Source organism: Chryseobacterium defluvii, assembly GCF_003634775.1.
GTDB lineage: Bacteria > Bacteroidota > Bacteroidia > Flavobacteriales > Weeksellaceae > Chryseobacterium > Chryseobacterium defluvii.
In genome coordinates this window covers 927,602-944,570 of the sequence record NZ_RBXB01000002.1, presented here as the reverse complement: position 1 = coordinate 944,570, position 16,969 = coordinate 927,602, and the positions used below count along the sequence as shown (strand labels likewise).

The 16,969-nt window shown below is 37.3% G+C and carries 17 protein-coding genes and 1 tRNA gene; 3 read left to right on the top strand and 15 right to left on the bottom strand.

The features are described from left to right. Positions 1-17 precede the first annotated feature (17 nt). The 6 genes from BCF58_RS11105 to BCF58_RS11080 form a co-directional block, all read right to left on the bottom strand. Positions 18-1,115 carry a glycosyltransferase family 4 protein gene (locus BCF58_RS11105; RefSeq protein ID WP_121461843.1) on the bottom strand — a complete coding sequence of 366 codons (1,098 nt, stop codon included), beginning with the start codon at positions 1,113-1,115 and terminating at the stop codon, positions 18-20. Further along, positions 1,112-1,888, bottom strand: coding sequence for a polysaccharide deacetylase family protein (locus BCF58_RS11100; RefSeq protein ID WP_121461842.1), 777 nt, complete (start codon positions 1,886-1,888; stop codon positions 1,112-1,114). Before BCF58_RS11100 ends, BCF58_RS11105 begins: the two co-directional genes overlap by 4 nt. Position 1,889: 1 nt before the next feature. Then, positions 1,890-2,819: a glycosyltransferase family 2 protein gene (locus BCF58_RS11095; RefSeq protein ID WP_121461841.1), complete on the bottom strand. Its 930-nt coding sequence runs from the start codon at positions 2,817-2,819 to the stop codon at positions 1,890-1,892. Between the two features lie 3 nt (positions 2,820-2,822). Beyond that, positions 2,823-3,992 (bottom strand): glycosyltransferase family 87 protein, encoded by a 1,170-nt coding sequence (locus BCF58_RS11090; protein ID WP_121461840.1) that lies wholly within the window; start codon positions 3,990-3,992, stop codon positions 2,823-2,825. A gap of 29 nt (positions 3,993-4,021) precedes the next feature. Next, positions 4,022-4,834, bottom strand: a complete 813-nt coding sequence (locus BCF58_RS11085) for a 2,3,4,5-tetrahydropyridine-2,6-dicarboxylate N-succinyltransferase (RefSeq protein WP_121461839.1) — start codon at positions 4,832-4,834, stop codon at positions 4,022-4,024. 144 nt (positions 4,835-4,978) lie between these two features. After that, entirely contained in the window at positions 4,979-5,551 is a 573-nt protein-coding gene (locus BCF58_RS11080; RefSeq protein ID WP_185144836.1) for a C40 family peptidase, read from the bottom strand. Positions 5,552-5,702: 151 nt separating this feature from the next. Here BCF58_RS11080 and BCF58_RS11075 point away from each other — a divergent pair, with 151 nt between their 5' ends. The 3 genes from BCF58_RS11075 to BCF58_RS11065 all read left to right on the top strand — a co-directional run bounded on the left by BCF58_RS11075 (position 5,703) and on the right by BCF58_RS11065 (position 7,007). Next, the gene (locus BCF58_RS11075) at positions 5,703-6,347 is read left to right on the top strand and encodes a hypothetical protein (RefSeq protein ID WP_121461838.1); all 645 of its coding nucleotides are present in this window, start codon (positions 5,703-5,705) and stop codon (positions 6,345-6,347) included. Positions 6,348-6,511: 164 nt separating this feature from the next. Then, positions 6,512-6,585 (top strand) — tRNA-Ala (locus BCF58_RS11070). Between the two features lie 44 nt (positions 6,586-6,629). Further along, positions 6,630-7,007 carry a hypothetical protein gene (locus BCF58_RS11065; RefSeq protein WP_121461837.1) on the top strand — a complete coding sequence of 126 codons (378 nt, stop codon included), beginning with the start codon at positions 6,630-6,632 and terminating at the stop codon, positions 7,005-7,007. Between the two features lie 68 nt (positions 7,008-7,075). On the opposite strand, the gene BCF58_RS11060 is transcribed toward BCF58_RS11065, so the two are convergent. The 9 genes from BCF58_RS11060 to lat form a co-directional block, all read right to left on the bottom strand. Then, complete coding sequence (locus tag BCF58_RS11060) at positions 7,076-7,558, bottom strand: MarR family winged helix-turn-helix transcriptional regulator (protein ID WP_121461836.1); 483 nt, start codon at positions 7,556-7,558, stop codon at positions 7,076-7,078. Between the two features lie 6 nt (positions 7,559-7,564). Beyond that, the gene (locus BCF58_RS11055) at positions 7,565-8,053 is read right to left on the bottom strand and encodes a GNAT family N-acetyltransferase (protein ID WP_121461835.1); all 489 of its coding nucleotides are present in this window, start codon (positions 8,051-8,053) and stop codon (positions 7,565-7,567) included. 162 nt (positions 8,054-8,215) lie between these two features. After that, positions 8,216-9,631 carry an efflux transporter outer membrane subunit gene (locus tag BCF58_RS11050; RefSeq protein ID WP_121461834.1) on the bottom strand — a complete coding sequence of 472 codons (1,416 nt, stop codon included), beginning with the start codon at positions 9,629-9,631 and terminating at the stop codon, positions 8,216-8,218. Between the two features lie 95 nt (positions 9,632-9,726). Continuing rightward, positions 9,727-12,873, bottom strand: coding sequence for an efflux RND transporter permease subunit (locus BCF58_RS11045; RefSeq protein WP_121461833.1), 3,147 nt, complete (start codon positions 12,871-12,873; stop codon positions 9,727-9,729). Continuing rightward, the gene (locus BCF58_RS11040) at positions 12,873-14,057 is read right to left on the bottom strand and encodes an efflux RND transporter periplasmic adaptor subunit (RefSeq protein WP_121461832.1); all 1,185 of its coding nucleotides are present in this window, start codon (positions 14,055-14,057) and stop codon (positions 12,873-12,875) included. Before BCF58_RS11040 ends, BCF58_RS11045 begins: the two co-directional genes overlap by 1 nt. A 2-nt stretch (positions 14,058-14,059) precedes the next feature. Continuing rightward, positions 14,060-14,515 (bottom strand): transcriptional regulator, encoded by a 456-nt coding sequence (locus BCF58_RS11035; RefSeq protein ID WP_121461831.1) that lies wholly within the window; start codon positions 14,513-14,515, stop codon positions 14,060-14,062. A 122-nt stretch (positions 14,516-14,637) separates the two neighbouring features. Then, positions 14,638-15,150, bottom strand: coding sequence for a GNAT family N-acetyltransferase (locus tag BCF58_RS11030; protein WP_121461830.1), 513 nt, complete (start codon positions 15,148-15,150; stop codon positions 14,638-14,640). A gap of 181 nt (positions 15,151-15,331) precedes the next feature. Beyond that, positions 15,332-15,562, bottom strand: a complete 231-nt coding sequence (locus BCF58_RS11025; RefSeq protein WP_121461829.1) for a DUF2007 domain-containing protein — start codon at positions 15,560-15,562, stop codon at positions 15,332-15,334. Between the two features lie 62 nt (positions 15,563-15,624). Continuing rightward, the gene (gene lat, locus BCF58_RS11020) at positions 15,625-16,950 is read right to left on the bottom strand and encodes an L-lysine 6-transaminase (protein WP_121461828.1); all 1,326 of its coding nucleotides are present in this window, start codon (positions 16,948-16,950) and stop codon (positions 15,625-15,627) included. Between the last annotated feature and the right edge of the window lie 19 nt (positions 16,951-16,969).

Here is a 16,969-nt window from a genome sequence, read left to right as displayed (position 1 = left end):
TAAAAACAATATATTTTCTAAAGAATTTTTTGATAAAAATTCATAAGATCTGTTGCAATAGCCTGGTCACTGAACTTTTGAGCAAACTCGAAACCCTTATCTGAACGGCGTTTCCTTTCCGCCTCATTGTCCCAGAGAAATTGGATTTTAGACTGAATATCAAGATCGTTCTCAGGATTGATATAGACTGAATCTTTTCCTCCCGCTTCAGGTAGGCAGCTTCTATTGCTTGTAATGACTACTGTTTTCGAGAATAGAGCTTCAATCACGGGAATTCCAAAGCCTTCAAAAAAGCTTGGATAAACAAAAATATCTGCCAATTTATAAATAGCGGCAAGCTCATCCATGGATACTCCTTCAAGAAAATAAACCTGTTTTTTCAAGTTGTTTTTACTGATGAATGCAGCCACTTTATGATAATATTTGGTTTTCTTCCCGATGACAACCAACGGAATATCTGTGCCTTTAACGGCTTTTACGATATTCAGAAGATTTTTGCGGTCTTCTATAGTTCCCACATTTAATATAAATCTTTCCGGAAGACTGAATTTTTGCTTTACCTGTTGCATCAATTCTTCGGATTGCTGTTCTTTAAAAGCATGATGGCATCCCTGGTAAATTACTTCAATCTTGCTTTCAGGAACGTTTAGAAAATGAATGATATCTTCTTTGGTCTGCTCTGAGATAGCAATGATATTATCAGCAATCCGGGCGGCTCTTTTAAACTTCCATAGATGTATTTTCCTGTCAAAAAAAGAATAATATTGCGGGTACCTTACAAAAATCAGATCATGAATGGTAACTACTTTTTTAATGGGCGTTGTATCCCATTTTAAGGGTAATTCCCCAGATAAGCCATGAAAAATATCTGCCTTTTCTTTTTGTGCATCTATTCCCATTTTAAACTGGCGGGACATCCTTCCTTTTGAAGTTTCAATAAAATGAACATTAGAATTTTCCAGTATGTCATTCCCTTTTTCAGATTTGTTTTTGTTCAGAAGCAGGTATTCGTTTTCCGGAAAATAACGGGCCAACATTCTCACCAGGTCCCGTGAATAATTGCCTAATCCCGATGCATTGTGAAAAAAGCGTTTTGCGTCAAAAGCAATCTTCATGATTCAATTTGTTTTTGAAATTCCTGGAATGTTCCGAAGGTATGATTTTTACTTTTAAGCCAGCCGACAAACTCATCAAATCTTTCCACCATTTCTTTGCCTGTATTCTTTGTTGTAAAGCCCGGAAGTTTGAATGCTTCATTCTTAATATCGGAAAACTCCCACGGATGAAAATATATATTAAGATAATTATCCTTTTTTAAAACGTCAGAAGCCAGTTTTTTGTATAGAGATAGAGGAAAATTATGAAAGCTTAACCAAAACAGTGGCACCCTGAAATTAGGGGATACCGAAGCCGGAACCTGCATTACATTTCCTTCTTTATAATATGTTCTTGAAATTTTTAAATTATTATACCTTCCCGGAAGAAAGGTCGGATTGATAGATGAATTATAAGAATATCCCGCTTTTTCGACTTCTTTTTCGTTGACAGGCATCATTCTAGGCATTCGTAATCCCGTTACCTTGGCAGAAAAAAGCTCTTCCAGCTTTTCCCTGGATTCTTTTAAATGTCCTACTTCAAATTCGGAGTGAAACCAGGTGTGCGAAGCCAATTCATGGCCTTCATTGAGTAATCTTTCGATTAAAGATTTACTATTTTCTGCAAAGACCACGGTCGAAAAAAAAGTAGCTTTTACCTGGTATTTTTTTAAGATATCTAAAATATTTTCCAGTCCGTGCTGTGAAATGGAAATCTGTTGATCAAAAGGTATTTCTCCTTTATATTCCAATGGCATATCAAATTCTTCAATATCAAAACTCAGTAATACCATTTTAAAAGTTTTTATTTTTAATAATATAATTCGGCCTTTCTTTTACCTGTTTAAAAATTTTACCCAGATACATCCCGATAATTCCAAGAATAATCAGCTGCAGTCCACCAAAGAATACAATGGTCATAATTAATGAGGCCCAACCTGAAATTTCTGTTTTGGCAACAAAGGCATAAATGACATATAATGCATATCCGACTACTGAAATTCCTGAAAATAGAAACCCTAAATAAGCGGCAATATACAATGGTTTTACACTGAAAGCCGTTATCCCCGTAAAGGCAAATTTGATCATTTTTTTCAGGTTATAGCTGCTTTCCCCTGCTATTCTTTCAGCTGCCGTAAATTCTATGCCGGTTTGCTTGAAACCCATCCAGCTGGTTAATCCTCTCAGAAAAAGATCATCCTCATTAAAGGTTCTCATAACCTCTACCGCATTGGCATCTAAAAGTCTGAAATCGGAACCGCCCCCTTTCGTAAGATTGACGTCGGAAAGACTTGATAATAATTGATAAAAGAAGTCTGAAGTTTTTCTTTTGAAATAGGAAATTTCTTTAGGATAAGTTCTTATGGTATATACTACATCGTACCCTTCTTCCCATTTCTGTATCATTTCCGGAATGAGTTCCGGTGGGTGCTGCAGGTCCCCGTCCATAGAGATTACTGCATTTCCATGAGCATGATCCATCCCTGCTTTTACTGCAGGTTGATGCCCAAAATTCCGTGAGAATTCAATATATTTTATTTTATCAAACTGTTGGGACAGTTCTTCCAGTTTTTGTTGGGTATTATCCCTGCTTCCGTCGTTCACGAAGATGATTTCAAAATCATAATTGTTTAACCGTGAAAAAACTTCTTTTATTTTTTCATGTACCAAAGCAACGTTTCCTTCTTCGTTATGGGCAGGAATGACGATGGAAATTTTCTTCATATATTATTTCAGACTGTAATCTGTTTCAAAATTTTTGGTTAAAAGTTCATACACCACTCTTAGCCAGACAATAATGCAAGGTACAGCTTTTAAAGAATATTTAATGATATAATCATGTTTTACTGATTTCGGAAATAGATCCGAGGTGGAAAAACATGTGAAAATAATAACCAAAACCAACAATCCGATATTCAACCGCGTTCTTTTTTTCTGTAAGAAAAACCAAAGCATAACTCCCACTACTGCAATAATATACGTTGGAGATTCTGAACTTGAGCTGAATAATACTAAAAACAATAAGGTGGAAGCAAGAATCATCAATTGGAACGCATAATTCTTATACTGCTTAATCCTGATATACGGCAATGCGAATAAAGGTAATCCCACCGCTAAAAATACCAGGTTGGAAATGGTTGCATCCCCTAAAATCCTTCTGAAAAAGCCCATTAATGAAATATCCTGCATATTTCCCAATACCTGATTTTCATTATTCTTTTCAATAATCGAATGATACCAGTCTGTATAGCTCTGTACAACAAATTGCGGACTGGAATATGCCATAGGGAGAATGAAAAATAATACCGCAATAGCTATTCCTGAAAGAATAAATTTCTTTTTATTCTGAATGAAAAAAAACTGTGAGAGCCCTACAATTCCATAGATCTTCACAAAAATCCCCACCAATATCGCCGTAACTGATTTTACCTCTTTCCTTTCATAAATGTATACTGCAGACAACAGTAAAAGCCCGGTTAAAGCCACATTGAACTGCAAACTTAAAGCAGCTGTAATGTACTCCTGAAGGCAAAACAAGGCAAAAAGGGCTTTCTTGCTATCGGAAAAGGGTAATTTATAAATGGCATATACGAAAAGAAAAGTATTGGATAAATTCCATAGAGAAATACCTAACCAATCCGGCATTAGAGCAAAAAAAGCAATCAGTGAACTGAAAAATATCCCGTAGTGGTTCAGGTCAAAATATAAATCCGGATAATGGATGAATAAATTCTTCTGATGGATCGTATTGAAGAATACATTTTTAAAGATCAGATAATTATTAATGGCATAATCTCCTCTGAAATACTTGGATATTGCCGTCACAACGGATATAATAAGATAAACCCCAAATATGTATTTAGGGTTTACTATCAGTTTTAAAAATTTTTCTTTCAAGACTGTACGGGTATTAGTTTGATATCAGCTTAAACAGCTACATTATTTTCTCTCAAAGCGTCGTTAAGAGATGTTTTCTTGTCTGTAGATTCCTTTCTTTTACCAATGATTAAAGCACATGGAACCTGATATTCCCCTGCAGGATATTGCTTCGTATAACTTCCGGGGATTACTACGGAACGGGCAGGTACTCTTCCTTTGATCTCAATAGGCTCGTTTCCTGTAACATCAATAATTTTTGTAGAGGCTGTCAATACCACATTCGCTCCCAAAACAGCTTCTTTTTCCACATGTACCCCTTCCACAACGATACATCTTGAACCGATAAAACAATCGTCTTCAATAATTACCGGAGCTGCCTGTAACGGCTCTAAAACACCACCGATTCCAACACCGCCACTTAAGTGAACGTTTTTACCGATCTGTGCACAGCTTCCTACAGTTGCCCAGGTATCTACCATGGTTCCTGAATCTACATAAGCACCGATATTTACATATGATGGCATCATGATCACTCCAGAAGCAACAAAAGATCCTTCTCTGGCAATCGCATGGGGTACAACTCTTACTCCTTTTTCTGCATAATTTCTTTTCAAAGGAATTTTATCATGAAATTCAAACGGGCCCACTTCAATAGTTTCCATCTTTTGAATAGGGAAATACATTACCACAGCCTTTTTCACCCACTCATTCACCTGCCATCCGTTTTCGGTAGGCTCAGCTACACGAAGTTCACCTGAGTCCAGTAAAGAAATTACTTCCCTGATGGCTTTCTGGCTGTCTTCATTTTGTAATAAATCCCTGTTATCCCAAATGTTTTCAATAGTTTGCTGTAACGACATGTTTCTAGTTTAAAATTATACGCGCCAAAGATACAAAAAACTTCAGCAAAACCTTTTTAAACTTGATGTCCACAGAATATTAATTGCAATCGAATAAGTCTTTACCAAGTATTATTAAGATTCAAGAAAATGGTAAAGTAAAAATTACAGCACTCTCTGTGCATGAAGATAGGCTTTATTCCAGTACTTTTCGTTTAAGGAAGAAATAATGACTCCTTTTGAAGTAGAGGCATGAATAAATTTCACCTCTCCATCATTTCCGATATCATGAACAATTCCCACATGAGATACCCGGCTTCCGCCCCCTGTAGCAAAAAATAAAAGATCTCCCGGCTTTACATCACGGATATCGATCTTTTTACCTGCTTCTGCCTGATCGGATGATCTGCGGGGCAGCTTTAAATCGTTTTCTTCAAAAACCTTTAGGGTAAAACCGGAACAATCAAATCCTGAAGAAGTGTTACCTCCGAATTTATATGGAGTTCCGATATATTTTTCCGCATCTCTAAGAATATCTTTAATAGAGCCCGGAATCTTGCCGTCAAAGTTGGAATCCAGTTTTCTTAGATTCTCAGATTTGGCCACTGTTTTATTTCCCGTGCTTTTCTTAGCAGAAACACTTTTGGAGCTTCCACATGAAATGATGATAGATGAAGTAATCAGGACAACGGATAATTGTCGTATTCCTATAGCTTTTTGGAAGAAACAGCCTTTCATATTGATCTGATGTTTAATAAAGTAATTTATTTTGACAAAAATAAACATTATATTTTAATTATATATAGACTATACTACAACTATACTATAAATATATGTTAAAATTTTGAATGTAATTAATTATCAGTATATTTGACTCCTATTTTATAATATGGCAACTTACGAAAGTCTTATAAAGCTCAAAGGGTCTGTCGGAGATCTTGTTTTTTATACCCTGAATGGCAAAAATGTGGTTCGGAAAAAAAGCGGATTCAATAAAACGGCCTTTAAAAAAAATCCGGCGTATGAAAAAGTGAGGCAGAACAGTTCGGAATTCGGGCATTGTTCTAAAATCGGAAAAACGATCAGGCACGCTCTCGGTTCCTGTCTTACACAAAACAATGATCCATTACTCTATCAGAAATTCGCTAAACTCATGACGGAAATAAAAGATCTGGATATGGTTTCAGAAAGAGGAAAAAGAACGGTACAGAATGGACTTGCCACAGAGGATGGGAAACTGTTGTTGAAAAAATTTCAGTTCGGAAATATGCCTAATGTAGAAAATGTCAGTATTTCTTTAGGATTGTGGAATAAAAATCTTCATCTGGGAAAGCAATTCAATGCTCATGAAGCCTGTATTCTGAGTGTAAAAATTGATTTTGAAAACTATCTGGTCGAAAGTTTCGAAGAAAAAGTCTTTATCGGTAATCAGCAGGAAATAGCTTTTGAGCAACATTTTTCCTATGATGATTTTCTTTTGCACTTTGTAGTTTTGACGAAAGATGGAAAAATAACAAATATGGGATTTGTTTAGATAATGATTGGATCGGCTTTAATATTTCTTATATAGTATTCTTAAAAAAGTAATTATTATACAAACAATTCGTCCTCTCATTAAATAAAATTCAACAAAATGTTTGCACATCTCGTTTAAATACTTACTTTTGTAGCGCTTTGGAAAATGCTGAACGAAAAAATGGGGAATTAGCTCATCTGGCTAGAGCGTTAGACTGGCAGTCTAAAGGTGACGGGTTCGATCCCCGTATTCTCCACAAATTTGATTATTAGAATTTATTTCATCAATGACTATAAAACTATGAAGAAACTTTTTTTACTTTTATTAACTGCATTTTTGTTCATTGGGTGCAGCTCAGAAGACGAAAATATTTATGACTATATCGGAACCTGGTCTGGGAAATATGAAGGAAGCGAAAAAGGGACTTGGTATATTGTGGTAGCAAGCGATGGTAAGGTAACCGGAACCATGCATTCTGATGATACCAATGAAAATTATAACATTTCAGGTCATCTGGATACTTCAGGAAGTTTAAATGCTGTTATCGGGCTTCCGTCTGATGGAGAATTCACAGGAACTTTAACGGTTGAAGAAGATGATGAAAAAGGAAGCGGAACCTGGAGAAATTCGGTACCTACTCCTGACAGATCCGGATCTTGGACTGGTGTAAAAGAGTAAATTCCTATAAAAAATATATAAAGCCTGTAAACTTGAGTTACAGGCTTTTTTCTTTTGCAGATGGCTTATTATTCCTGCGACTTTTTCATCTGTAAAGCTCTTTGTAAAAAAGACTGGTTAGCTAGTTTTTCTTCCGCTTCGTTAATGGCAGCCAGCAAATTATTTTGATTATCGGTAATCTCTCCCAGCACATTCGATATAAGCTCCCAAACAGGCTTCATTTGCTCCACCAGTGCCGCTCCTTTTGGGCTTAGCTGAATCAGGCGCTTGCGTTCATCCAGTTTATCTTTTTCAGATTTGATGAGATGCTGTTTTTCCAGTTCTTTAAGAAGGCTTATGGTAGACGGATGAGTATATCCTATCTCATTGGCTATTTCTACCACACCCAGTTTCTTTTTATGGTATAAGGTGAATATTACGGGAAACCATTTGGGCTCAAAATCAATTCCAAATGCTTTATAAAGTAATGCTCCGTCCTTACGAAGCTGCTCACTCAGGCGTTGCAGTCTTGTGGATAGTGCGAGAATACCTGATTCATTAATTATATTCATAGTGTATTATTTTAAATCCAGAGCATAGAAAATATTATCAGCGCTCATTAAAGGAAATGTGGCTGGCAGTTTTTCTTTTTCAATTTTTCTGAAACCATTTCGTTCATAAAATCTTTGAGCAGCTTCCAGTACTGATACAGTGCCTAAAAATATTTCTTTTATTCCGCTGGTGCAACAATAAGAAATGAGGACTTCCAAAAGTTTCTGGGCGATCCCCAGCTCTTTTCCCCTGAATTCTTTTTTCACAAACATTTTTCTTATGGCTCCATGACTCTCATCAAACTTTACCAGGGCGATAGTTCCCACAAGCTCATCATTCTTAAAAGCTCCCCAGAAATTCCCTCCTGCTTTGATGTAAAAATCTTCGATCTGCTGAAGGTCTGGCTGATCATTAATGGTTATAGGAATATTGAATTCCTTTTGCTGAATAGTCAGAATCAAATCGATCACCTGTTCCGCATACTCGCTGCTGATATTTTTAATTTGTAATTCCATCTGAATTTATTTTAAGTACAAAACTACGTAGTTAAATACATAAATACAAATTATTTTTATTTTAAAATATATAAAACACTAAAATACAGTAAAATAAAATTAAAAAGTGTGCATTAAAATATTTAATACACACTTACAAGATTAATATAACATATAACAAGATTATTTCCAGCCACCCCCTAAAGCCTGATACAGCTCAACGGCAGCTTTCATTTTATTATATTCAGCATTTGAAATATTCAGTTCCGCATTTAAAGAATTTACGCTTGCATTCAATACTTCGAGATAATTGGCCATACCATAGTTAACCAGTTCCTGAGAGTAGTTCACTGATTTTTTATATGATTCCAACTCTTTTCTTTTCAATTCAATGAAAGAATCCTGAACGGAAAATACCCGTATGGCATCAGAAACCTCTTTTCCGGCTGTAAGAACAGTTTTTCTGAAATTCAGATAAGCCGTTTCCTGATTGGCTAAACTCACTTCATAATTTGTTTTGATCTGTCTTCTGTTCAGGATAGGCTGTGCCAATCCGCCGACAACGCTTGCAAACAATGAATTTACACTGAATAAGTGATCAATATCCACAGATTGAACTCCTCCACTTCCAGTAATTTTCAGCGTTGGATAAAACTGTGCTTTTGCCGCATTGGTCAATTCAAAAGCATTCATCAGATTATATTCCGCTCTCATCACATCCGGGCGATTTGCCAGTAGTTGGGCCGGATATCCTAAATCCACATTTAAAGGCAGTTTCTGGCTCTCTAAGGTTGTTCTTTCAATTGTATGAGAAGGCTCGCCCATCAGCAGACTTATTGTATTTTCCAGTAATTGAATCTGGGTATCGATGTCAATCAATAAAGATTTAGCGTTATAAACAAGTGCCTCACTTTGCTGAACGGCAACTTCCGTAACGGTTCCGGCTTCCTTTAGCGCTTTGGTTGTTTCCAGATTTTTTTCACGAACTCCAATGGTCTCCTGAATGATTCTTTTTTGAGAATCTAAAGTCAATAATTGATAGTACGCTGAAGCAATAGAAGCAACAAGATCACTCTTCACCGCTTTATGGGCTGCAACAGTTCCTAAATAGGTTGCTAATTGTGCTTTCTCCTGGGATTTTAATTTACCCCAAAGATCAGCTTCCCATCCTAAACTTGCCGTGATATCAAACTGGTTGACATATCTTCTTTCCCCGATAATTTGCCCGAACTGGGTATTTAATGACTGGGTTTGAAATGTATAATTCGGACCTACGGACAGGGTTGGCTGATAGGCGGCTTTACTTTGTTTTAAATACGCTTCAGCAGATGAAATGCTCTGCAGGGCTATCCTTATGTCCAGATTGTTATCCAGGGCCTTAGAAATATGTCCCTGAAGAATCGGATCCGTGAAAATTTCTTTCCAGGAAACATTGGCAATATTAGCACTGTCTTTAGGAAGCATATCTGTACGGAAAAGCTTTTCATCTACTACACTTTTAGGTCTTTCATATTCTTTTCTTACCGCACAAGAGGAAATGGCACCCAAAATGACTGCTGAAAACGTGATTCCTTTTATGATATTTAATAAACTCTTCATTATAAAAAATTAGAAGTTAGTAACCAGAGATTAAAAGCCAGATTTCAGATTTAGAATAATTACCAATCCTTATTATCTGACTTCTCTAATTATTTTTATTCAGCTAAATTGATTTCTTCTTTTTTGAGAGGTTTGATTTTCTCCTGCAATGTTTCAAAGATCACATATAAAACAGGGATTACAAAAAGGCCTAAAATAGTACCAATTAGCAATCCGATCGCAGCTCCTGTTGCAATGGACCTGTTTCCTACCGCACCGATTCCACTGGCCAAAACCAACGGTAAAAGTCCGAAGATAAATGCAAATGAGGTCATCAGGATAGGTCTTAATCTTGCCTTAGCCGCATTGATTGCAGACATTACAATGGTTTCTCCATGATGTCTTCTCTGAACGGCAAATTCTACAATCAAAATGGCATTTTTAGCCAGCAATCCTACCAACATGATCAGGGCGATCTGGAAATAAATATTGTTTTCCAGGCCCATGATTTTTTGTCCGAAATAAGCTCCCATTACCCCCAAAGGGAGTGAGATCACTACCACTAGAGGAAGAATATAACTTTCATATTGGGCAGAAAGGATGAAATAAACAAAAATCAAACTCAAAGCGAAAATCAATAAGGTTTGTGAACCTGAAGCTAATTCTTCCCTTGATAATCCGGTAAATTCAACATCGTAATTGGGGCCTAAAGATTCTTTTGCAACCTGCTGTACCGCACCAATAGCATCACCGGTACTGAATCCCTGAGAGTTGGCTCCCGTAATTTTTACCGAGGTAAACAAATTATACCGGCTAACAGATTGAGGTCCGTATGCTTTTGATAAAGTCACAAACTGTGAGATGGGCGACATTACTCCTGAACCTGTTCTTACATATAGCTCATTCAGGTTATCAATGCTTTTTCTGTTCTCAGGAAGAGCCTGAACCATTACCCTGAATTGTTTCCCGTATTTCGTAAAGTCAGCCGTATACACTCCACCGATATACCCCTGCATGGTACTCAGAATGTCATTCACTGAAACTCCCATTTGTTTGGCCAGCGGAACATTGATTTCCATCTGATACTGAGGATATTTTGTATTAAATGAAGTCTGGGCAAATTCAATTTCAGGTCTGTCCATTAATTTACCGAGGAATTCATTGGTTTTAACATCAAGATCGGCATATTCGCCACCTGACTTGTCCAGCAGTACCATTTCAAAACCGGCACTACTTCCGAATCCCGGAACACTTGGCGGCTGGAAAAACACTATTTTGGCATCCGGAACCTTACCGGAGATCCCGAATAGTTTTTTAGTAATATCTTCAGAGGTTAATCCGTCTTTTTTTCTTTCTTCAAATGGTTTCAGCTTCACAAATGCCAAACCATTGTTGCTCCCGTTTCCGGATAAAAAACCTCTTCCCGTTGATATGGTAACGTTTTGTACTCCCGGAACCTGCAATGCATTTTTCTGAAGCGTTTTCAGAGCGTTATATGTCCTTTCCATAGAAGATCCCGGAGGAAGCTGAACATCGGTAAAGATAATCCCTCTGTCTTCCGTAGGTACGAACCCTTTTTTCATGGATGAGCTTGCCCAGAATAAAATTCCACCTGTAACCGCAAAAATGACTAAAGTAACCCATTTATGTCTCAGCAGGAATACAAATCCTCTTCCATAGCGCTCTGTAGCCGTTTTAAAGGCAATATTAAACTTATAGAAAAACTTCTGAATAAAGTTTAAGCTTTGATATTTTTCATGGTGTTCCGCATGAGGTTTTAAGAACAATGAACATAGAACGGGACTCAATGTCAATGCGTTTATCGCTGAAATAATGATAGCTACGATCAGAGTAATACCAAACTGCTGATAGAACACTCCTGTAGGACCTGTAATGAAGGTTACCGGAATAAATACAGACGCCATTACCAAAGTAATTGAAATGATAGCCCCTGTAATTTCGTCCATAGCTTCTACGGTAGCTTTTTTTGCATCTGTAATACCGTGCTCCATCTTGGCATGTACGGCCTCGACAACGACAATGGCGTCATCTACCACAATACCGATCGCAAGAACCAAAGCGAATAAAGTTAAAAGGTTGAGAGAGTACCCAAATAAATTCAGGAAGAAAAAGGCTCCTACAATAGATACCGGAACCGCAATGGCCGGAATCAGAGTGGATCTGAAATCCTGCAAGAAAATATATACGACAATGAACACCAGGATAAACGCCTCAATAAGCGTATGAACCACTTTTTCAATGGATGCCTCAAGGAATTCATTGGTGTCAAAGTTAAAAGTATATTTTATTCCTTCAGGAAAGCTTCCTTCAGCTGATTTTAAATAGGTTTTAATATTTTGAATGATCTCCTGAGCATTGGAGCCCGGTGTCTGGAAAATCCCCATACTGATGGAAGGATAGTTCCCATTCTCACCTATTCCCGAGTAAGACTGTCCGGCCAATTCTACTTTGGCTACATCTTTCAACATCAGGCTTTGGCCATCGCTAAGGGATTTGATGATGATATTATCATACTGTTCTTTATCATTGAATTTACCTACATATTTGATGATGTATTCAAAAGAACTGCCGCTGTTTTGTCCGATAGAACCGGCTGCCGCTTCTCTACTCTGCTCATTGATGGCATTGGTAACATCTGTAGGCGTTATACCATAGGCTGCCATTTTAGCAGGATCCAACCAGATTCTCATGGAGTAGTTCTTACCCCCGAAAACGTTGGCATCACCTACCCCGTTAATTCTTTTCAGGTTTGGAATAACATTAATATTCAGGAAGTTTTGAAGATATACGTCGTCCAGGTCTTTATTTTCAGAATAGAAAGACATATACATCAAGGCACTTGTCTGCTGTTTCTGCGTTACCACCCCTGAACGTGTTACCTCGCTCGGAAGCAAAGGCGTAGCTCTTGTTACACGGTTCTGAACGTTTACAGCCGCAATATCCGGATCTATTCCTTGTTTAAAGAAAATCTGGATATTGGCAGAACCGTCATTTCCTGCAGAAGAAGTAATGTAATCCATTCCTTCCACCCCGTTGATTTGTTCTTCCAGCGGAACCACTACACTTTTCATTACGGTTTCCGCATTGGCACCCGTATAATTGGCGGAAACACTTACTGTAGGCGGCGCAATATCGGGATATTGCGTAACTGGTAGGGAGATAAGCCCTAACACACCGAGTATAACAATCAGGATTGATATAACCGTAGATAAAACCGGCCTGTTAATAAAGTTCTTTATCATTAGAATTTCGGTTTTATAGATTGAACAAGGCTATCCATTTTCACAGGCTTCTTGATAACTGCTGTTCCGGGCTTTAAGCCTCCGATACCTGCTGCAATTACGGTTTCTCCTTTGTTAACACCTGATTTGATCAAAGCCATATTATCAATTCTTTCTATCACATCTATTACCACATTTTTGGCGGTATCTTTTTCTACTTTGTATACATATACGATACCCTGTTGCTCATAAGTAGCACTTTCCGGAACCACCAGTACATTATCATATCTTTGAGGGAATCTGATGGTACCACTGTTTCCGTTACTCAATAATTTCTGGGCATTAGGAAATTGTACTCTAAACTGAATCGTTCCTGTTGTAGGGTCAATTTGCCCTGTAATAGCTTCAATTCTTCCTTTTTCAGGATAAAGACTTCCGTTGGCTAGCTGTAATTCTACCATCGGAAGATTTTTAATTTTTTCAGGTACGCTGGCTCCTACGGATTTTTCAAGAAAATCGAAATATTCTTTTTCATTCATTGAAAAGTAGGCATAGATCTCTGAGGTATCGGAAATAGTCGTTAATGGAGTCTGATCTGTAGGGCCTACCAAGCTTCCCGCTTTCAATGGAAGTTTTCCTACTACTCCTGAAATAGGCGCACGAATAACGGAATACTCGATATTGGCTTCTACCCCTTTATAGTTTGCTGTTGCCTGTCGTTTGGAAGCAACGGCCTGCTGAAGCTGTGCCTGTGCTTTTGCCAGATCTGCCTGTGCGGTCTGAAGCTGGACATTGCTGATAATATTTTTAGCAACCAGTGGCTTCAACTTGTTTACCTCCACCTGAGCCGCATTAACGGCAGCCTGTGCGGCAGCAATATTAGATTCCGCAGCACCGATTCCTGCTTGCGCAGCGGCAGCATTTTCATTAAGAATATTCGTTTCAAGACGGAATAACGGTTGTCCTTTTGTAACATACTGTCCCTCATCTACCAAAACCTGGGTGATATATCCCTGGATTTTAGCCCGTACATCATTATTGATCCTCCCCTGAATCGTAGCCGGAAACGTCTGGTATCCCACCACATTTTTAACTTCTACAGAGACCACAGGATAAGGTTTCGGGCCATCCTGCTTGGGAGCTTCCTTTTTGCAGGCAGTTAAAGAGAATGCCGCAATAGAAAATATAATTAGTTTGTTCGTCATTTTTATAGTTTATTAAGTGATTCCTGAATATTTGTAATGCTCTTGTTTAGAAGAGATATGTAAACCTCCATTTTTTCATCGTAATCATTTTCCTTTCCTTTTTTGAATTTGCTTAAATCATCTATTAATCTCAATTCGTCCTGCATTTTCTGAACTATTTTTTCAAATCTTATCTTCCTGTATTCATCATTGATGAAAAAATATCGTTTCCTGACATCCATTTTGTTGTGATCCACAATAAGTTGGGCATTTAATAACAATGAAATGCTTGTAGAAACCGAACTTTTACTTGCTGAAAATACTTCTACAAATTCATCAAAAGTAATTCCTACCTTATCGAAATCGAAATTAAGGTAAGCATAAATTTTTGAAGCCAATGGGGGTATGTTGAACACGGTGCCATAGAATTTCACGGCATCCTGGAAAATTTTTTCATCAATTTCTATACTTTGTTGCATAATATAAAAATTTGAACAAAAGTAGAAATTAGTTCAGAACTAAACGAACAAACTCAATAGAGTTTCTCGATACATAGTTTTTTAAAAATTCAATGAAAGTTGATTTAACTTTTGCTCTTTTTTTAAATCACTATCTTTTCAAAGGCTTTTCTGATGCCCCCACTCAGGTATACTTCACCACAATAAGAGTAACCTTTGTTTTCCAGAATTTTAAGCATTGCCAAATTATCGAAGTTCGTATCTACTTTTATACTTTGAATATCATGAGACCTGGCAAAATCTTCAATATGGTCGAAAAGTTGTTTAACAAGACCTTGTCCGGCAAATTTTTCATCAACTGCCACCCTATGAACCACTACGAATTCACCATTACTTAACCAGGCTCCGTCGATAGTGCTGTAAGCCGGCTCATCATTCAATATCAAGGCTGCATATACTGCTATATTTCCATCCACTGTAAGAACATATCCGAAACCTTTTGCAATATCGCTTTCAACAGTCCCGAGGTTAGGATAACCATTCTGCCATTGGGTGCTCCCATCCTTTCTCCTCCTCTCAATAGCCTGTTGCAAGATTTCCCAGATAATGTTCCTGTCTTCTATTTCCGCTTTTCTTAATGCAATTTCTGTTGTCATATATTATTTCTAAAGTTGGGCCAGGCCAATTGATTTATGATTATATGTTTTAATTCTCATTACGCTCAAGTTTAGTAAAATTTATAATTGAGTTTCACTAAAGAGCGAAAGAAAAAACCGAAAACTAATTAAGATTAATTTTCGGTTCGAAGTAGTAAAATTTAAAATTATGAAATTGTTTTTATTGATTTTCGCTTTGCTGAAGAAATGCATCTATAATTTCGAATGCTTTCTTTTCATCTTCCAGATCCACCATAACCTTAAGTGAAGTTGCTGTTGGTGTGGTGGTAAAAGTCAAATAATTATTTTCTACAGCATTGGCGATTTGCGCGTCATCTAATTTAGATTTTATTAACTGAATTTCTGAAGAATTGTCACTTTCAAAAACTGATACTCTCGTACTTCTTTCCATATTTTATTCCATTTGAGTATTTAAATGTACAATCTTTTTTTCAGAATTACAAATCTTTGGTTTTAAATTTTGTTAATATTATTTTCAATTTTATCCAATGCCAATTGAATTTCTTCCTTGGAAACATTTAAATGTGGCCTGAAACGAAGGGATTGATCACCGCATGCCAAAATGATCAGTCCATCATTGAAAAGTTCGTCTCTTAAAACGTTTCTTTGTTCATGAGTCGGTAGATCGATGGCGCACATCAGTCCTCTTCCTCTGGCATTTGAAATTTTGTCCGGATATTTCTGAGCCAGGGCTTGCAATCCTTCTAGCAGGTATTCCCCAACGACTCTTGCGTTTTCTACAAGGTTTTCTTTTTCGATCACCTCCATTACTAATTGGAAGCGCAGCATATCTATAAAATTTCCACCGAAAGTAGAATTGATTCTTGAACTTTCTCTGAAAACATTGTTCGGAATTTCATCAAATTTTTCTTTATTGGCCAATACTCCACAAACCTGCGCTTTTTTACCGAAAGAAATAATATCCGGTTTAGCAGTAAAATGCTGGAAAGCCCACATTTTGCCAGTAATTCCGATACCAGTCTGTACTTCATCGAAGATCAGCAACACTTCATTTTCATCACAAAGCTTTCTTAATTCTACAAAGAATTCATCTCTGAAGTGATTGTCTCCGCCTTCTGCCTGAATAGGCTCAATGATTACACAGGCTACTTTATCCGGGTTGGAAAGAATCGCTTCTTCAATATGCAGGAGTGCCAGTCTTTCATTTTTGATTGTTTCCTCTAAATTTTCTTCTGTAATAGGAAAAGTTAATTTTGGATTAAGGATTCTTGGCCAGTCAAACATCGGGAAATACTGATATTTTCTTGGGTCAGAGGTATTGGTCAGACTTAACGTATATCCACTTCTACCGTGGAATGCCTGCCTGAAATGGATACAAATTCCGGCTTCGGTTTGAAGACCTTTCTCAAAATTTTTGCGTGTTTTCCAGTCGAAACATGCCTTCATAGCATTTTCAACACCTAAAGTTCCACCTTCGATAAAGAAGGCATATTGTAGTTCTTCAGGAAGCACTACTCTTTCGAAAACTTCTAAAAAATGAGCATATTCCTCAGAATAAACGTCTGCCAACGTGGGCTTGTTTACGGCCATTTTTCCCAGCCAGGCTGATTTTTCAACAAGATAAGGATGATTGTATCCTATAGATGCCGAAGCAAACATAGAAAACATATCCAGATATTCTCTATCTGAAAGTTTGTCGTATAACCATGACCCATGAGATCTTTCGAGATCCATCACCAGATCAAATCCATCTGCCAGAACATGCTTACCTACTGTTTCTTTTACTCTGTTTACTTTTACTTCAATTGTTTGGTCCATACTTTTGTGATTAGGGAGG